Origin of the sequence: Bacillus sp. cl96, assembly GCF_900100505.1 — a bacterium.
Taxonomy (GTDB): domain Bacteria; phylum Bacillota; class Bacilli; order Bacillales; family Bacillaceae_G; genus Bacillus_A; species Bacillus_A cereus.
The window spans coordinates 87,785-105,681 of record NZ_FNDM01000015.1; the positions used below are offsets into that span (position 1 = coordinate 87,785).

The window sequence follows — 17,897 nt, forward strand, 5'->3', positions numbered from 1 at the left end:
ATTTGGCTCTTTATTCTCTCTCCCATCTACCGTTTGGATAATTCTTTCGGTAGATTTATTAAATTCGTTATCATTGTTTCAATAACCATTCTTCAATTACTTTCACTGTTTCATCTCGTTGTGCTTTTGCCGTAATTAAACTCGCATTATCACCTTTTTGCTCACCATACATGCCAAAATGAGCATGATTGCCCCCTTTTATCATGTGCATAGTTGTATTCTTTGACATGAACTTTTTATTGTTCTCTATTTTTTCTACAGTTGCTAAAGCATCTACTTCCCCGTAAATTGATAACATTGGAATCGACTTAGTAGAGAAGTCATCTGCAGGATACGAACCTAAGAAAATAATCCCGTCTACCTTTTCTTCATGTTGAAAGGCATACCTAGAAATCATAGCTCCACCCATTGAATGCCCAGCAACATACCATTTTTGAACTTCCGGATACTGTTCAATTACACTATCTACCTCATTTATTCCAAATATCGCTAAATTTAATGGTAACTTAGGCATTACTACAAAATGCCCATCTTTTGCAAGAGCTTCTCCTAAGTAACTATAAGCCTCGGCTTCTACTTTAGCTCCTTGATAAAAAATAACTCCTATTTTTGCATCTTTCTCTCCAAAAACTATATAATCTGCATCTTTTTTATCATCTACTAAAGACAAAGCCTCTTTCGTTGGTTTATAAGTAAACTGAGACCAAGTTAAAAAAGTAATACTTCCGATCATTAAAATACCTACTACAGAGTACAGAACAATTTTTATCCATTTCTTCACACATATGACCTCCCTAAGATGTGTATATTCTATACTTTAGATTATCATTAATAAACATAAAAACTCGAGCATTTTCTTTGTGCTCAAGTTTTCATTTACGTCTTTAATTTATACTATAAATTGTCCAAGATAAATATGTAGCAAATGCAGACCATAAAAAATATGGGATTAGCAACCATGCCGATACTTTAGATAAATTGGAAGAAAACATAATGAGAAGTAACGTAGTAATAGCGACTAGTAAACAATCTACTGTTGCTAAAAATAAATTTTTTTTCACTAAATTGAAAGTAGCTGAACGCTTGATTACATATATAATTTAAAAGGAATAAAAACCAAAATGTTTTTGACTTGAATCCATAGTTGTTGTAAATAATTGCAACTGATAATGCAATAAGTCCAAATAATACAGCCCATATCATTCCGATTGTCATACCAGATGGTGTCCAAGACGGCTTTTCTAACGCATCATACCAAGTACGCTCAATAGGGAATAAAACACTAGAAACATAAAACAAACCATATGTTAGTAAAAATACTATAATACTAGATTTTTTCATAAACATTCTCCTTTTTACTAGAAGATTATAGAAACTTTATATGATTAGTATGTCCTTGTAATGGATAAAATTCTAATATTAAAATTCAAAATACATATTGTTTAACCTATTTCATACAAATTTTTTCATACTTTTATATGCACAAAGGGCTCTCTCCCGTGCTGCCTTATGATCAACAATCGGAAAAGGATATGTATCCCCAAGTTTTATATTGGATTTTTGTAAAATATGCTCAGGTGCTTCCCAAGGCTTATGTATATATTTGTTTGGGATATCTCTTAATTCTGGTACCCATCTTCTTATATACTCTCCATTTTTATCAAACTTTTCTCCTTGTGTGATTGGGTTAAAAATACGAAAGTACGGTGATGCATCTGCTCCACTTCCAGCAACCCATTGCCATCCCATTGTATTATTTGCAATATCAGCATCTAGTAGTGTATCCATAAACCATTTTGCTCCTTCTTGCCACGGAATTAACAAATGCTTTACAAGAAAAGAGGCTACAGCCATTCTTGCCCGGTTATGCATAAAACCTGTTTGCCATAGTTCTCGCATTCCCGCATCAATAAACGGATAACCCGTTTTCCCCTTTTGCCATACTCTTAATAACTCCTCTTCCTTATCCCACGGGAAATTTTCAAAGCTCTTATTAAGAGGTTTATATACTGTAAATGGATAATGATATAGTAAATAATAAGAAAACTCTCGCCAAATTAATTGACGTATAAAGCTATTAACTTGTTTTTCAAAAAGACTACATTGTCTTTCGGTACTTTTATTTATTAAGTAATGAAACATTAGCTTTACTGATATTTGACCAAATGAAAGATACGGTGCCAACATCGAATGGACATTTTGACCTGGAAAATCTCTTCCTTCACTATAAGAGACTAATTTACTAGAGAAAAATTTCTTGAATGTTTTATATGCCCCTTCTTCTGTCGGATCCCATATTACTTCCATATGAGATGTCCACGGTATAATCGGCAACAATTGTAATTCTGAAACAGATAAGCTTGCTGGTAAAGAGTTCCCCCACTTTATACTCTGCACTCTGCTAAAAGGTTTAGGTATTACCTGCTTTTGAAATGCATTGTAAAAAGGCGTAAACACCTTATATTCAGTGTTATCTTTCTTTTTAATAATCCACGGTTCTAATAATAAATGCGAATTAAATTCTTTACAGATAATACCTTTATCCTCTAACATCATTTTCATTTTTTGATTAGATTGTAATCTGTCCGGATCATAACAAATATTCCAATATACAGCCGTTATATCTAATTGCTCTATGAGAGAAAGTATTTCTTCCTCCGTACGTCCTTTACGAATTATTAAAGTAGAGCCCAATGCCTCAAGTTGCTTCTTTACATCTATTACAGCATGGTGCAACCACCACTTTGACGCACTTCCTATTGAAAAAGTTTCATCTTGTATATATACAGGAAGAACCTCACCAGACTGAACAGCCTCAAATAGAGCTGGGTTATCATATAAACGAAAATCTTTTTGAAACATAACAATAATTTTATTTTGCATGGCTATCCTTTCTAATTCTTAAAGCATAATTCATTCTTTATTAGAACAAATACTTCTGTTATTTTTAAATGATTATAAGAATCATTTTTTGTAATTGCAAACAAACTCTTCTATCTTTAATGGATTTTTCCAACTCTTAATAAAGATAAAAATATAATGCACTTTGTACTTATCTTAAACTCTTATAAAATAAAAAAGAAAATGGAGAGAAAGATGAAAAAACAATTTTATAAACAATCAAACTTAAATACATCTATAGATTCAACAATCCTATGGACTTTTCAAAACCAAAATGCCATAAATACACTTTTGAATGAAGGTAAGCTTATAGCCGATCCTATTTTTGTTAGTAAAGAAGATTGCACAGCATATAAATACATTGTAAGACGCATGAAACAGAAAGGTATTGACTTTATTATAGATTTACCCATTTGGGCATGGCATTCATGCAATGGTTACCAAAAGAAGCCTACTTATGAGACTGCAAGAGAATTACTATCAGATATTCAATTAGAGAAAGAAATATACCTCATCGAATTCACATGTCCTAATTTTTTATTCATGTTAACAAACTATAGCGGATGGTGCGACATTTATTTTAAACTTACTGGCAATCCTAAAGCAAGTGTAACAAATGATGAAGAAAAATACTTATTTAATCTTTACCCTACCATTGAGGAAGAATGGGAATATCATCATATCCAAGCAACTCTACCCTACCTAAAAAAAGAATGGATTATACAAATAACTGAACTTAGTAAAATGAATGGATTTAACAAATAATATTGTTTATGAATGCTTTATTTAAGCATTCATAAACATAACAAATAGTCACATGAAACTAATACATTTAAAATAGCTTTTTTATAATGGAATCCTAAATATGCTCCTTACTACTATGATTTTGTATACATGCAGTTTACTCATTTAGTTTTGGTCTAGTTTGTAAATATAAATTCAAATCTGGACTTGAACCGTTAATAATTATATCTCGAACAATTTTAGAAAGTACCATACTATAAACTAATCCATTATCTCCATACGCATAGATAAAGTGACAATTTGGAAACTCTTCATACATTCCAATTATAGGTAAACCATCATGAGTACCACCATAAAAAGCACTTAAATAAAATTCAGGTTCAACTGTTATATTGGGAAAGAGCTTATTAAATTCATTCACTAATTTCTCTTTTTTATGGATTAATTTTGAATCTCTTTCTTGAGCAATGTTTGTATCTTCATCTAATCCACCTATAATAATCCTATTATCTACAGTAGTTCTCATATAAATATATGGTCTCGCAGTTTCCCAAATGAGAGTGCGTTTATACCAAGAAGATAAATCTTCCACAGGATTAGTAACAATTGCATATGAGCTAATCAGTGTAGCGTTCTTTTCCTTTTTAAATTCCAATCCTTCATATCCTGCAGCCACAATTACTTTATTGGCAGTAATAGAATTGCCCTCCTTTGTATAAAAGATAGCACATTCTTTCTCTAACTTTTTGCCAACAATCTCTGTATCTTCATAAATGTGAACTCCTTTATTAGAGGCTTGTTCTAATAAACTATGTGTAAATTTATAAGGATTTATTTCACCATCATTATACGTATAAATAGCTGCACGTTTTTTAAATGGATATCTCTGTCCAATTTGTTTTTCTGATAACCAAGCCGCTTTAAAATCATGCTTATGTAAATAATACAGTTCCTTTTCTAATTTCTTTATATCCTCTTCATAACTTGCATAATATAAGCTGTCACGTCGTTTAAAGTCAGAGCAATAAGGCAAGTTTTGATCAGCATATTCAATATCATTAATAGCTTGTTCACATAATTTCATATGCTTAACTGCATACTCTTCCCCAAATGTATTTACAAGTTCATAAAACATCTTATCACCTAAATATTGAATAAGTGCTGTATTTGTAAGGTTACTTCCATGTCCTACCTTTCTTTTATCAACGATAACAATATTTAAATCTGATTCACTCAAATAGTATGCTGATTGAGCACCCGAACTTCCTGCTCCTATTATTAGTACGTCACATTTTATATCTTCGTCCAAACGAGGATAAGAAGGTGTATTAGAAAAAGTCGTGTTCCAATATAATTTCCCTTTCTGTAAATCCATTTTAATTGCACCGTCCTAAATAAAATAGTTATATCCCCATCGGTATCTCCAAATCATTCTTACTATATACTTCTTATCAAAATTATCTTGCTATCATGAATAAAGGTTTTCATAAACCTAAAAGCCTTGTCTTAAAAATTTTTTCGAAAAAACGTCAAATAATTTTTTATTTTTATTATAAAAAGAGCAAAAGATCTCCATTTATAGAAGATTTCTTTTACTCTTTTTAAAGGAAATAAATCCAAATATTTAACATATTATAGTATCTACCAAATAAAAGTTGCTTATCTATCGATAACTTACACATAAGAATGCATTTGTTTCACTACTTTATTAACAGAAACTTTAACAACCGTTTCTTTTTCCCCTGTTCTATCAATCTTGAAACCATGAACTTTAACATCAGACGGTACTAGTGGATGATGACAAATCATATCTATACTCTTCTCAATATTTTCACTAACATTTTCTTTTCCACTTAGCCATTCATCAAGGCTACCACTTGAAAATTCAGGCATGCAATTTTCAAAGAGATAGTCTAGTTCCCTGTTATTTTTTATGGAATCACGTTGAATTTGTAGATTAACTACCTCAGTTTCTTTATCCTCTATTCCTACAACAAAAATTTCTTCAACATTTTCTTGATAAATAGCAATAATAATAGATCTCATTATATCTCCATAAGGATGTACAATTACAGAATCGTAGCTGTGTATAGTCAACATGTTTTCTTGTTGAATGTTAGTTACTTGTTGGATAATAGGCTCTATTTCATGTTTAATGTCTGTTAACAATAAAACTTTTTTATTCTTTGAATTCATATGGAGCACTCCTTCTTCATTATTGTATTTATGAAACTTTTAAGTTAGTAACAATAGTTGATAATTCATTACATGATTGTTACCAGTTTTTCCAGTGTCCCTCTGGATCAACACTTGCAAGTCTAACCCATCCATTTTGAACTTTTTCTCGAAATGTGAAATCATTATTTAGCAAACGTTCTATATATTGACTAGGCGCTTGAATTACAATTAGTAAACGAAGTGGTGAATGATACGTCTCACTATCTGACTGCATAACGGATTGCCAAGGTAAGCCTGGCAACAAATCACTTGCATTTCCCTGCATAACACCTAGACCCGCGGTTACGGTTTGGGTTGTTTTGTTTCCACTACCATAATAATGAGGAGCTACAGTTGAAGCGTAATATTGTAGATTTATCCACTGAGCTACTGTTCCTGGTCCTGCAATAATGTTAGCTAATATATCGCCACTTTCATCCTGTTTCCAATCATAATTATGGAGGAAAGCCCTACCGTCTAAGTCACAATCCTGAGTTAATTCTCGTTGCCCGATAATAAAAGATGCATTACGAGCTAATCCCCATTCTGGACGTATTTCACTCCAATCTTCTGCAAATCGATGTGCCTCTTTACTCGCATTTTTTATTTTCGTTTTAAAATTTGGTAATTGCGTTAAACGCTCTCTATTTGCATGTTGGCTCACATTTGGCATAATCGATTCGATACAATCAAATGCTTCTTGCGCAGTTTCCGAAAGTTCTGGGACGTAAATCCATTCCAATTCATCCACTGTTGTTTTATGTTCAGCTGCTGCAAAAATGGTATCCTCAGGAATTTTAATACCTTCCGCAAACAACGCCTCTCTCACTTCTGGGAGATTACATAAAGTAGCAAAAACTCTTGCATTGAATCCTCCTGCTGCTCCGCCACAAGCACCACACTCAAGTGCTGCAGCATAAGGATTGTTCGTACTTTGACTACTATGTCCGCACATTACAACTAAAGGAGCGAAACCTTCTGTTAATCCCACCATTTTTAAAGCTTGACGCACATAGTTCACTTTTTCTTCTTTCGTAAAACCGATAGGTATCTCGCCCTTTGTGTCATGAACATGATTAAGCGAGAATGTTGTATCAGGTTTTTGTAACATAGTTTTACGAAGGTTACGAATGAAGCCACCAACTCCTCTTGGGACAAAGCTTCTTGTCACCATCTGTAGACCAAGTAAAGGACCACTTAACTCAGGTAGCACCATACTTGTCAGTACGTTCTGTTTCATCGTTTTAAAAGTATAACGTACCGAACTGCCTACCCTCTTACGTTGCTCATAAGATTTAAGTTCATTTTCATTTGTGAGCTCTTTTATTTGATGTTTCGGTTTGAGTATAACTGGCAAAGAAGGATGGTTGTTATTACTACCTAGTTCACTAGTTGCAATTGGTAACCCAAAGAAACCAGCTATTCCAAATGTTTCAAACGGACCTAATTTTTCAAGATGGCGACGAAACGGTTCTGAACGTACATCAATACAGAATGCTAATTGAGCTAATACACGCTTTTTATCATTGGTTGCACGTTGTGTAGAAGCAATCTTCTCCCTTAATTGCTCTGCATGCGTTTGTTCCCAAGCTTCCAGCCAAAGTTTCTTGCGAATATTTTCATCAAAACGATAAGCGAATACTAATAATTCACTTTGTTCAGTAGCAGGCATTTGTAACCATTCCCGTGTTGAAATATTCCCCCAATAGATCCAAGAAGCTATAAGTGGGACGATCGAAACTTTTTTCTCAACCTTTTGATTTTTTAAAGGTAAATAAGGTTTTACAATAGCCAGCTCCATAGAAATTCGAACTGCTAAATATTCTATGAGAAGTTCCTGTTCCTGAATTGATTGTTGTGAGCGCCATCGTATCATTCCTGACCACCCAGGCAAAGAAAGTAAGTGCCCTTCAAGGTAAGATTGTATGTTAGATTCAGAAATTCCTAGTTCAGATAATGCTCTCGCTAAAGCTACTTCGGCATCTTGTGGCCAATTTTTTAAAACTTTACGCTCATTTTTACTGAGCGCTGGATCAAATTTAATAAGGTGTTGCCATGCGCGATAAAAACCTTTCTCTCGATTTGGCATCGTCCAATTTGATCCGGATTCATCAAGATATAATTTACACCATTTAATGATATGATAATTAAGAACATCAGATAGGTTTTCACTATTTTGACTCTCTATAAGCGAACTTATTGGCTGCATAACAGAGGCTTGCATACTTGCTGTATTTATATAATTCATTTCTTCTGCCAATTTATTTACTTCTGGCGATGATAATAGACTAGAAGGTAATTTTTCTAACTTTAAAGCTGCTTGGCAAAATCGCTCTGCTTTCTCTCGCGGAATATGAAAAGATTGTGAATCCAGCCAACGAGACAAACTCATTTGTAAAAATGATTCCTCAATCTCACCTTTCGCTTTTGCCGAATGAATCATGGAGGCACTAGGATAAATATCCACATTACGAGCTTCTTTTAACCAATTTGCGACTTGTTCAAATGATTGCTTTTCAAGTCCCATCCAAGGGTGGTGAGCTGCAAACGTAGAGATAGGCCAAAGTGGCGCAATAACTCGGCTAGCAGATGCAACTAAATCATTTATATTATTTTCTTGCATATCAATGTTTGTATCTTTCTTTAATATTGACGGTATGCTCATCACGAATTACCTCCCTTTGATACATAATGTTTCAGATAGCTTGGGTGACTTTCTACTGACTTTCGTCTCGCCTCACCTACTCGAACTAACCAAAGATAAAGTACAGCGAATAAAGTAGAAGATTGATGACGAGTAACGAAAGTACTAATAACACTACTAAATAGTAAAATACATATAACAAAGATAACGGCTGGAGCTGAAGGTTGAACACTTTGATAAATATCAGTATGCAACCATTTATAAAGAGAATTATGAACGGTAAAGTAAATGAGAGAAAATCCAATCAAAACAATTACGCCAGCAATTCGTCCCATTCTTCCCTCTCCAAAAACAACAAGCTGTTTCCATGAAAAGTATAGTGACCAGCCTAAGATTAACGCACTAACTAGTTGATACCCCTCTCCAGAAGTCATAAACCAGAAAGTAATTGCTATAAATAATCCTAAAACACGCCCAACTATAATCCATAAATTGGACATCTTTTCATTAGACTGATTCACTACCCCAAAACGTTGCACGGAAGAACCAGCTTGTAAAAATAGTGTAGCTTTAAACAAACCATGTAAAATTAAATGAATAATAGCCGCTAAATAGGCGCCTAATGCACATTGAATAAGCATAAATCCCATTTGTGCAATAGTTGAACCTACTAGCTGACGTTTATAATCAACTTGGACTAAACTAATTCCTGTACCTATTAAGATAGAAATACTAGAGAAAATTAGTAAAATTATTTGTGCAATATCATCATGAAAAAGAGGTGAAAATCTAGTTAACATGATACCGCCAGCATTTACTAAACCCGCATGCATAATAGCAGAAACAGGAGTTGGAGCAACAGCAGACTCAATTAACCATCTTTGAAAAGGCCATTGTGCTGCTGGAATCATCACCGCTAATATAATTAATAAGTTAATTCCTGTTCTCTCCAATGTTCCATGTAGCACTACATTTTCATTCGTTAAAACTGATGTTAACTGCCACTGTCCTGTTACTTGAAAAAGCCAAATGATAGCTGATAGTAAGGCAATCCAACTTATTGTAAATAGGTAGCCAGAGATTTTAGTTGCTTCACTAACTACTTTCCACCCTTTATTTAGCCCTATAAGTAGAACCAATCCTATAAGCGTTGCTCCCCAACAAATGAGCATTAAGCGCAGATCATCACTTAACCATGCAACCGAAGATACACCTGTAGTAAATGTAAAAAGTGCAAAGTATTTTCGATATGAGCGATCTCCCATTAAATAACGTACAGAGAAACGCTGAATGATTAAACCAATTGTAAGAACAAAGAAAGCCATTAACCAAGCTAAAGTATCTAGATGCCAAGGCCCCACAACTCTATCTCCATTGTTATTAACAAGTGCGAGTAAAGAAACCAATGAAGGTAAAGCAGCGATACCAATATGGATATAAACAAAACGTAAAGGTATCCTTGCATTTAAAAATAATAATCCACTTAGCCAAGAAGCACTAAGCGCCATAAAAAATAAAGTTAACAGTGTTGATGAACTCAGCGAAATTAACATGTTAAATACTCCCTTCTAAGCGAAAATATCCTATAAAAATTCCTTTTCATTACGATAGTTTTTTTAATTTCAATTTTCATTCACTCTTTTTAGTACATCGTTTTTTCCCATAAAAAAAACCGACAACTTCCATAATTCAATGATTTTATATCATCATTGAATTATGGAGATTGTCGGTTTCACTTCAACTAACTTCAATAAAGTTTTTTGAAGAGCTCCCATTTTATAGAGGATAGTAATGTATGTATTACTCCTATTAAAAATAACAGTATATCTCTGATCTCCTAGATTATGCAATCAATATATCAATTTATGTTATGCGCTATCTTTCAATTAAGAAACTTTTTCATTTAGTCAATATTACATATTAAAAAAATGCTAAAGCCTTAATTATAGCAAACAGTTAAAATAAGCATCTATTAATTTTTTAAAACAATTATAAGATAAACTATATTAAGCAATTTGTCAATTTATTTATCAGTTTTTTGAGCGTTATTCCAATTAAAATTCAGTACACGTAAATAATTTCAAGTTTTTAATTATTATCATGTTAATAAATATAAATAAAGTGCAAAACTTTTAGGTTTCTTAATTATCTCCCACTAACCCTACGATGATTTTAATTTTTAAAACTTTTCCTCAAGATTATGAAACAATTTAAAAATCATTACTCGCTCACCTGTACGCGAACTTATATCCGTATGAAAACTTTTCACTTTTTCTCCAGTTAATTCTAGTATAATCTCTTTCAAATCGTCAATTCCAGATTCAACTAGCTCCGAACGATTTTTCTTTATCGTTAGCATACCGTCTTTCGTTTCGCAAACCGTATATTCAGCCGGTGTTAAAATACCTTGTAAATTTACGATAATCATATCCCGCAATATATCTGTCTTAACGGATATAGATCCGCGTCCTAGGTAGTCCTTTTCCCAGTGAGTAATTGCTTTGCTTATCTCTGATTCAATCGAGCCTTTTGAGTTTTTCATCTATGTATCCTCCTTCAATAAAATGTAATTATATTTATAATTACAATAACAATATAATAATCTGGATTGATTTTATTTTCAATTATTGAGAAGAATTTATAGGAATCGTTGTCATGTATCCTTTAGTATTAAGGTGAATTTCTATATTGTAATATACGTTTTTTGATTATTACCCGACAAAATACTCTTACTATAAAGACTCTGTTGCATAGATTTCAAAAAGGACATTCCGGAGAAAATAAGAAAACTCTTGTAACGTAATACATAAACGAAAGAGCCGATTTCTTTATAAAATAAGAAATCGACTTTTGGCTTAGTTATTGATTTAGTAATGGAAAACACCTTTTTAAAATAATTATGTTTATACTATAGACGTTGATCTTTCTGAAAGTTTAGTTGAAAATGATCCGCTTCATTGTATACCCCGAATTCATATCCTTTTTCCTTATAAAATTTAATAATTTCCGGAAGCGCTTGTAATGTCTGTAGTTTTTCATGCATTAGAACTACTTCCACATCTTCTGTTGTTGTACGCTTTACATTTTCTATAATTTGCTGTGGGTTACCTTTTAATTTCCAATCATTTGAATCTATCGTCCAATCCCAAACTTTTATTCCTGCTTCTACAATTTTGTTACGAATGTCCTGCCCCTTTAATCCTGGTGCAGATCCATATGGGGGACGGACTAGTTTAGGAGTTGTACCTGTAATATTATGAATAAGAGCTAACGTTTCTTTCATCTCCGTTACAAATTGTCCTTTTTTGTATAGCTTATCACTATTATGTGTCATACTATGTGCACCAATATAATGTCCTTCTTTTACTGCTCGTTTTACATTTTCCTGAAAACCAGTATTCTGTAAATTGCTACCTTGCATAAAAAATGTCGAAGAAACATGTTGCTCTTTTAGTACATCTAAAAATTTCCCAGTTAATTCGCTAGGACCGTCATCAAATGTTAAATAAACAACCCTTCCTACTGGTTTTCCGTCAGGTCTTTTCTGTTTTGCCAGCGATGTGTCCTTTTTCTTTTGTTGTTGTTGCGTATTAGCTAGCCTAATACTTTCATTAGCTACCCCTTTCGCTGGGATAGAGTTCCATTTCCCTATTAAAAAAAACGTAAAAAAGGTCGTTGCTAAAACAACTCCTAGAGATAGTATTGCCTTAGTTACTACATTTGTTTTTTTCTTATTTTGTGATTCTTTCATTATGTTTCGATCCTTTCCCTACTCATTTTCATATTCATTATTTATGCAGCTAAGAATTAACTTCAGCTGATATTTACAATAAATAGATTAATAGAGGAAGGTGAAGATAAAATGCAGATAATGTCGAAATTAGTTAAAGAATAGCCTATTACATCCACTCTTTAAAAAAATATTTGTTTCTCTACTACAGTTAAATTTGAAAACTCGATATACATCCAAAATAAAAAATACTACTCTTTCTAAATAACATTTTCACCTCAAGATAATAGCATGTCGGTATAAAGATAAAATACAGAGATGGCCGTACTATTGAAATTCTATTATAATTTTGTAATTGGAATTCATTTGAACCAAATGAAGAACTAGCAGAAATATTATTATGTGGAGGTACTCCGATGAACCTTGTAATTAGAGAGTTAGAAACAAATGATTTAGATAATCTCCCGGAGATTGATGACAGTTTTATAGTGAATACTCGGTTAATTCTTTCTCTTTCCAAAGGAAATAGACGCATAGAATATACAGTAGAAGACGTTCCAAGTTATGAAAAAAGTTATTTACAAAATCAAGATGATAATGAAGAACTGGCTTACAATGAATATATAAATAAACCTAATCAAGTCATTTACATAGCACTGTTACATAACCAAATCATCGGATTAATAGTATTGAAAAAGAATTGGAACCACTATGCTTACATAGAAGATATAACGGTGGATAAAAAATATCGTTCACTCGGAGTTGGTAAAAGATTAGTTAATCAAGCAAAGCAGTGGGCAAAAAAAGGAAATATGCCAGGTATCATGCTTGAAACGCAAAATAATAATGTCGCAGCATGTAAATTTTATGAAAAATGTGGGTTTGTAATTGGTGGGTTTGATTTTCTTGTTTATAAAGGTTTGGATATTGAAAATGATGAAGTTGCAATTTATTGGTATTTGCATTTCGACTCTTAACGTTAAACTTAGTCAAAATAAAAACCCCAATCTCTCTATATTAAAATTGAGAAACTGGGGTTAAGTTACTTAACAATATTTTTCATTTAAAACAAATAACTAATTAATAATCCTGCTGACAACAAGAAGCCGAAAATCGTATTTGTCATCGCTGTTGATTTCATTGCGATGCGCATATATCCAGGATCCTTTGCCCCTTTTTGGAAACTTTGAATCGCAGAAATTGGCTTTCTCAAACCTAAGAACATAACTAATGCCCAAGGGCTTATATAACCCATTAATACAATTACGGCAATCCATAAATACGCAATGAAAAAGGCTATCGCTAGTGTTACCACAGCTTTTTCTCTCCCAAGGAGGATTACTAATGTCTTTCTTCCACCTTTAATATCTTCTTCGATATCTCGAATGTTATTCGACATATTGATTGCACCTACTAAAATTCCAATTGGAATGGAAATCAATACACTTTCAATCGTTACAGTATTCGTTTGAATAAAGAAAGCAATGAGCACAAAACATGTTCCCATTAACAATCCAGAAACTAATTCTCCAAACGGAGTGTACGCAATTGGTAATGGACCGCCTGTATATAAATAGCCAACTGCCATTCCAATTAAACCGATGACGACTAACCACCAGCTGCTATTCATACAAATATAAACTCCAATAATTGCTGCTACGACATATAATAAAAGCGCAACTGTTAACACATTTTTTGGCTTCAATCCATGACGGACAATTCCACCACCGATGCCAACAGATTCAGCAGTGTCTAATCCGCGTTTGAAATCATAGTACTCATTAAATAAGTTCGTTGCTATTTGCAGCGCTAAACATGCAAGCATCATCGCAATAAATAAAAGCCAATCAATTTTGGCAACATAAAGTGATGCCACTGTCCCTAAAATTACAGGAGAAAACGTCGCCGTTAATGTATGCGGGCGCGTCATCTTCCATATTAATTTAGCGGAACTAATTTCCTTTTCATTCCCCATAACTCTGTTCAATCTCCCTACATTTTAAGTATAAATTACTAGCAGTATCTTTCTATCTATTTCCTGCCATGCATCCATTCATTATAGCAATAAATGATTATCCTTTCTAACAAATCAACTTTTAATAAAGTAAAATTTATAAAATGAAACTTTAATCAGTAGTAACTTCTTGTTTTTGTTCACTCGAAACGAATTCAATTGTAAATGGAGCCCCTTCTTCTATCGCTCTTTTCAGTACCTCAAACGGTGCGAATGAGACAAGTTCTCCAAAACCATCAAACAATACAGTTTGTATTTTCATTTTTAGAACACCTCATATGTTTTGTTTTATAAATCCCAAAGGAGAAGAAAGGTTATCTACAAATTAATAATGAAGACAACCTCTCTCCCCTTACTCTATAAACCTTCAAATGTTCCTCTAACTGCCTCGCATCTTCTAATACACTTAGCGTTTTCTTCACAAAATTCCAATTCAAACTACCGGATAACCATAACAATGAAGAAAGTCTCTTATAATCATTTGGTGTTACAATATTATGTACCGTATACCCTTCTAAAAATGAACTAGCAACACTTGAGCATACTTCATGGGACTGTATTCCTTCTGTTCGCGAGTACCATTTTATTAAAAAGGCTAGTCCTTCAATACGATCAACATATCCAATTGATTCAAAATCTACAATTCCTTTTACACATTGACTTGAGTCCCATAAAACATTCAAAGGATTTAAATCTGTTTGTACAATAAACTGTAAATTACTCGTATATGCGCACTCTATATGATATGTAGAAAGATTTATGTACTCCCGTAATTCCTTGCATGCGCTTACCTTACTTTCTAACATATCAATAAACTGGGCATACCCATCTAAATGGGATTTCTTTTGAAAAATCGAGCTTTGAAATGTACTAGAAATATCATGAATCTTTCTTGCCTTCTTTCCAAACGATTCTGCAATAGATTCTGTGCAGTGTGTAAGATGCTCTCCTTCAATCCAATTAGACAATACAAATCGGTACTGTTCATCATTCCAAGTGACTAATGTAAATGACTCCCCTGACGTATTCTTGTTAATTTGCATAAAAGGAATTCCATGCCCTCGTAAATAATAGGTAAAGCGTACTTGCTCTTTCAATTGTTCATTTGATAACGCTCCAAAAGCTGGATTGATTATTCGATTGCTATTCATAAACCGTGCGGAATATCGCTTTCCATTTACCATGATTTTATAGTGTAAATCTGTATGCCAGCTATTTATATGTAATTCTTCTTCTATTACTAATGAACGGATTTCTGTAAAATAATTCATTAATACATCTTTTATTATGTGCTTCACTTCCTTCTCTCCTTTCATATAAAAAATTAACGTACATGCAATCCATTCTATTCCCCATAACAAAATGTATTTCACTTCATTAAGCATAGCTAGGATATTTCAAATAGGAAATAGAATTATAGAAAATAGTAGATGGGGGGCATATTATTGAAGAGATTAACATTCGGTATGATTGGAGCATTAAGTATCACCTTATTAATTGGATGTACAAGTAATTCAAATGAAACGAAAGCTTCCAATAAAGAAGCATCCACAACAGTGAAAGAAAAAGAAATTGTATATGAAAACGTTATGTTTGAACAAAAAGAAGTGAGAAAACTTGAGATTAGTCCTGTAAATTCAAAAGGGAGTAATAAAATAGTAAATAAAACAAATATGAAAACAATTTTTACAAGTATGGAAAGCGCAGAGAAAAAAACACTCCTTCTAGATCAAGATGCAAAAAAAAATATGCATTCAAAAATGAAGGTTACTTATCAAGATAAATCTATGCAGGAATTTTTTGTTTGGATAGAATCGGATGGTGACATCGTAATGGCAAAAGCGAGCGATGAAACACACGGTGAAGGTTATGATTTAAGTGAAGATAATTCTAAAAAAATCATTCAGTTTTTCGAAAAGGCATCCCAGTAATAATTATACAATAGATAAAAAGCCGCATTTGCGGCTCATAAACTTATTGAACTAACGAATACCTTACCGTTTAATCGCATCCACAATTAACGATGGGCAACCAAGTTTATCTCCTTGATTTCTAGGATCATATCTTTTTGATCGGAAAATAACGCCATCATTTGCATCCCATTCTTTGTAATAAAATTGCCCATTTTCATCGCAATATTCCAGTAAAACTATTTCAAATCCAGCTGTTTCAAACATTTTCGTTAATGTTTTATAATTATAAACGATTTTATGGCTTGCAGCTGGATGGTCTTTCGGGCCAGGTCCGCCTACTTGCACTATATTTTGATATGTTTCATCTTGGAAAAATGCATCAGGGACACCGCACCGAATATGGCCTGACGGTTTTAAAAATTTATAACAAATGCTAGCTGCTTTTACCCCTTCTTCAAAAGTAAGGTGCTCCCATACATGCTCTGCTAAAATAGCTGAAATGGAGTTATGTTCAAATCTTGCTTCCCACATTGTTTCAACTAATAAGTTAAGATCATCTTCTTGCGTTTGAATCCAGCCCGGATTGTTATTAAATGCCCCAGCTGCCACTACTACTTTCATTTCGTCTTGTTTTATTACCATTATTTTCACCTCGTATGAATTTTAAGTCATTAGATTTTTCGTAAAATCGGATTTGCATGTCCTTTTCTTACATGTATGAATTAAAAAAACTACTTCTATATTCAACAGATTATTCAAATAGAAAATAATATCCTACATAATTAAAAACATTTGTAAACCCTACATTTTCCACAACTGCAACAGAAGGCTTGTTCAATTCCATACAGTCCCAATATGGAATAATATCATTCTCCAAACAATCTTTTACAAAACTATGCGCTATCTTTTGAGCTAATTTCCTCCCCTGGTAACCCTCTATTGTTTCAATATCTATGCAGTGTATATTTTCAAATACAAACCCTGAAAAACAAACACTCACAATTAGATCATCAGAGACAATGCAATAACCGATTCCCTCATTGAAAAAACAATCTGGTGAAGACCAAAACTCTAAAATTTTTGATTGTAAAAAATCAATGTTCTTAAATGTATTATTATTATTTTCATAGAGAGCTTTACTCATTTTCAGTACAGTATATCTCTGTTCAAATTTAGGCTCATGATGATTTTCATAATCCTCTTTTCCTAGCATATACACTCTTTGATTCCAACTCTTTAATTTACGATGCTGAAATATTCTTTCGATTGTTTTATTCCACTTCGAATGATTCCCGATTCCTTCAAAGCAATCTAATCCTACTTTCCTCGCCTCAGGTACTATTACATGATTAATAAAACGATTCACTTCTTTATTAAACTCTTCATTTTCAGCATCTCCAATAAAGAAGAAGCCATCATTATTACCTAACCAAATGAGTCCCGAATTAGGAGAAGTCACGTTATCTACAAATATACGACCAGGATTCACTCCTGCAATTACAGCACGTACCTCTAATTGACCTTGTTCATTCACTAAACGATTACACCTATAAAAATCATCCTTGCTTAGTTCACAGATCATACGTTACACCCCTTTTTTAAACTGTTCTATTCTAACTTTACCATTTTTACATAATATTCTGCATTTTTACTAAGAGTAGTTTTAAAGCGATGCGATAAGTAAATGAAATACATAATAAAAAAGAGCCAATCTCCAACACAATAGAAGATTGA

Annotated in this window: 15 protein-coding genes and 2 pseudogenes; 3 read left to right on the forward strand and 14 right to left on the reverse strand. The window is 32.9% G+C overall.

Annotation, left to right across the window (positions count from 1 at the left end):
- Nucleotides 1–70: 70 nt before the first annotated feature.
- The 3 genes and pseudogenes from BLT20_RS25235 to BLT20_RS25245 all read right to left on the reverse strand — a co-directional run bounded on the left by BLT20_RS25235 (nt 71) and on the right by BLT20_RS25245 (nt 2,883).
- A complete protein-coding gene (locus BLT20_RS25235) occupies nt 71–781 on the reverse strand; it encodes an alpha/beta hydrolase (protein WP_000758855.1) in 711 nt (236 codons plus the stop codon).
- Between the two features lie 103 nt (nt 782–884).
- Nucleotides 885–1,341 (reverse strand): annotated as a pseudogene (locus tag BLT20_RS25240) (TspO/MBR family protein).
- A gap of 111 nt (nt 1,342–1,452) precedes the next feature.
- Nucleotides 1,453–2,883 carry a cryptochrome/photolyase family protein gene (locus tag BLT20_RS25245; RefSeq protein ID WP_001179970.1) on the reverse strand — a complete coding sequence of 477 codons (1,431 nt, stop codon included), beginning with the start codon at nt 2,881–2,883 and terminating at the stop codon, nt 1,453–1,455.
- Nucleotides 2,884–3,096: 213 nt separating this feature from the next.
- On the opposite strand from BLT20_RS25245, the gene BLT20_RS25250 reads away from it, so the two are divergent.
- The gene (locus BLT20_RS25250; protein WP_000743891.1) at nt 3,097–3,666 is read left to right on the forward strand and encodes a DUF3841 domain-containing protein; all 570 of its coding nucleotides are present in this window, start codon (nt 3,097–3,099) and stop codon (nt 3,664–3,666) included.
- A 136-nt stretch (nt 3,667–3,802) separates the two neighbouring features.
- On the opposite strand, the gene BLT20_RS25255 is transcribed toward BLT20_RS25250, so the two are convergent.
- The 6 genes from BLT20_RS25255 to BLT20_RS25285 all read right to left on the reverse strand — a co-directional run bounded on the left by BLT20_RS25255 (nt 3,803) and on the right by BLT20_RS25285 (nt 12,257).
- Nucleotides 3,803–5,020 carry an NAD(P)/FAD-dependent oxidoreductase gene (locus tag BLT20_RS25255; RefSeq protein WP_000365634.1) on the reverse strand — a complete coding sequence of 406 codons (1,218 nt, stop codon included), beginning with the start codon at nt 5,018–5,020 and terminating at the stop codon, nt 3,803–3,805.
- Between the two features lie 299 nt (nt 5,021–5,319).
- Nucleotides 5,320–5,841, reverse strand: a complete 522-nt coding sequence (locus BLT20_RS25260; RefSeq protein WP_001086260.1) for a carbonic anhydrase — start codon at nt 5,839–5,841, stop codon at nt 5,320–5,322.
- Nucleotides 5,842–5,920: 79 nt separating this feature from the next.
- Nucleotides 5,921–8,527, reverse strand: coding sequence for a DUF2309 domain-containing protein (locus BLT20_RS25265; protein WP_000026970.1), 2,607 nt, complete (start codon nt 8,525–8,527; stop codon nt 5,921–5,923).
- Nucleotides 8,527–10,059, reverse strand: coding sequence for an NADH dehydrogenase subunit 5 (locus tag BLT20_RS25270; protein WP_000908941.1), 1,533 nt, complete (start codon nt 10,057–10,059; stop codon nt 8,527–8,529). The genes BLT20_RS25265 and BLT20_RS25270 overlap by 1 nt, the downstream gene beginning before the upstream one ends.
- A gap of 626 nt (nt 10,060–10,685) precedes the next feature.
- Nucleotides 10,686–11,048: a Na-translocating system protein MpsC family protein gene (locus tag BLT20_RS25275; protein ID WP_000798158.1), complete on the reverse strand. Its 363-nt coding sequence runs from the start codon at nt 11,046–11,048 to the stop codon at nt 10,686–10,688.
- 366 nt (nt 11,049–11,414) lie between these two features.
- Nucleotides 11,415–12,257: a polysaccharide deacetylase family protein gene (locus tag BLT20_RS25285; RefSeq protein WP_000665160.1), complete on the reverse strand. Its 843-nt coding sequence runs from the start codon at nt 12,255–12,257 to the stop codon at nt 11,415–11,417.
- Between the two features lie 395 nt (nt 12,258–12,652).
- Between BLT20_RS25285 and satA the strand changes: the two genes are divergently transcribed.
- On the forward strand, nt 12,653–13,213 hold the full coding sequence (satA, locus tag BLT20_RS25290; protein WP_001055001.1) for a streptothricin N-acetyltransferase SatA: 561 nt from the start codon (nt 12,653–12,655) through the stop codon (nt 13,211–13,213).
- Between the two features lie 86 nt (nt 13,214–13,299).
- Here satA and menA read toward each other — a convergent pair whose 3' ends face one another.
- The 3 genes and pseudogenes from menA to BLT20_RS25305 all read right to left on the reverse strand — a co-directional run bounded on the left by menA (nt 13,300) and on the right by BLT20_RS25305 (nt 15,548).
- Entirely contained in the window at nt 13,300–14,211 is a 912-nt protein-coding gene (gene menA, locus BLT20_RS25295) for a 1,4-dihydroxy-2-naphthoate polyprenyltransferase (RefSeq protein WP_000526091.1), read from the reverse strand.
- Between the two features lie 157 nt (nt 14,212–14,368).
- A pseudogene (locus BLT20_RS25300) lies at nt 14,369–14,512 on the reverse strand (DJ-1/PfpI family protein); the annotation flags it as partial.
- Between the two features lie 52 nt (nt 14,513–14,564).
- Complete coding sequence (locus BLT20_RS25305) at nt 14,565–15,548, reverse strand: phosphotransferase (protein WP_025921869.1); 984 nt, start codon at nt 15,546–15,548, stop codon at nt 14,565–14,567.
- Between the two features lie 147 nt (nt 15,549–15,695).
- Between BLT20_RS25305 and BLT20_RS25310 the strand changes: the two genes are divergently transcribed.
- Nucleotides 15,696–16,181, forward strand: coding sequence for a hypothetical protein (locus BLT20_RS25310; RefSeq protein WP_141769995.1), 486 nt, complete (start codon nt 15,696–15,698; stop codon nt 16,179–16,181).
- Nucleotides 16,182–16,244: 63 nt separating this feature from the next.
- Here the strand turns inward: BLT20_RS25310 and BLT20_RS25315 are convergent, their stop codons facing one another.
- A complete protein-coding gene (locus BLT20_RS25315; RefSeq protein ID WP_000234929.1) occupies nt 16,245–16,805 on the reverse strand; it encodes a class I SAM-dependent methyltransferase in 561 nt (186 codons plus the stop codon).
- Nucleotides 16,806–16,914: 109 nt separating this feature from the next.
- Nucleotides 16,915–17,745 carry a GNAT family N-acetyltransferase gene (locus BLT20_RS25320; protein ID WP_000562829.1) on the reverse strand — a complete coding sequence of 277 codons (831 nt, stop codon included), beginning with the start codon at nt 17,743–17,745 and terminating at the stop codon, nt 16,915–16,917.
- Nucleotides 17,746–17,897: the final 152 nt, after the last annotated feature.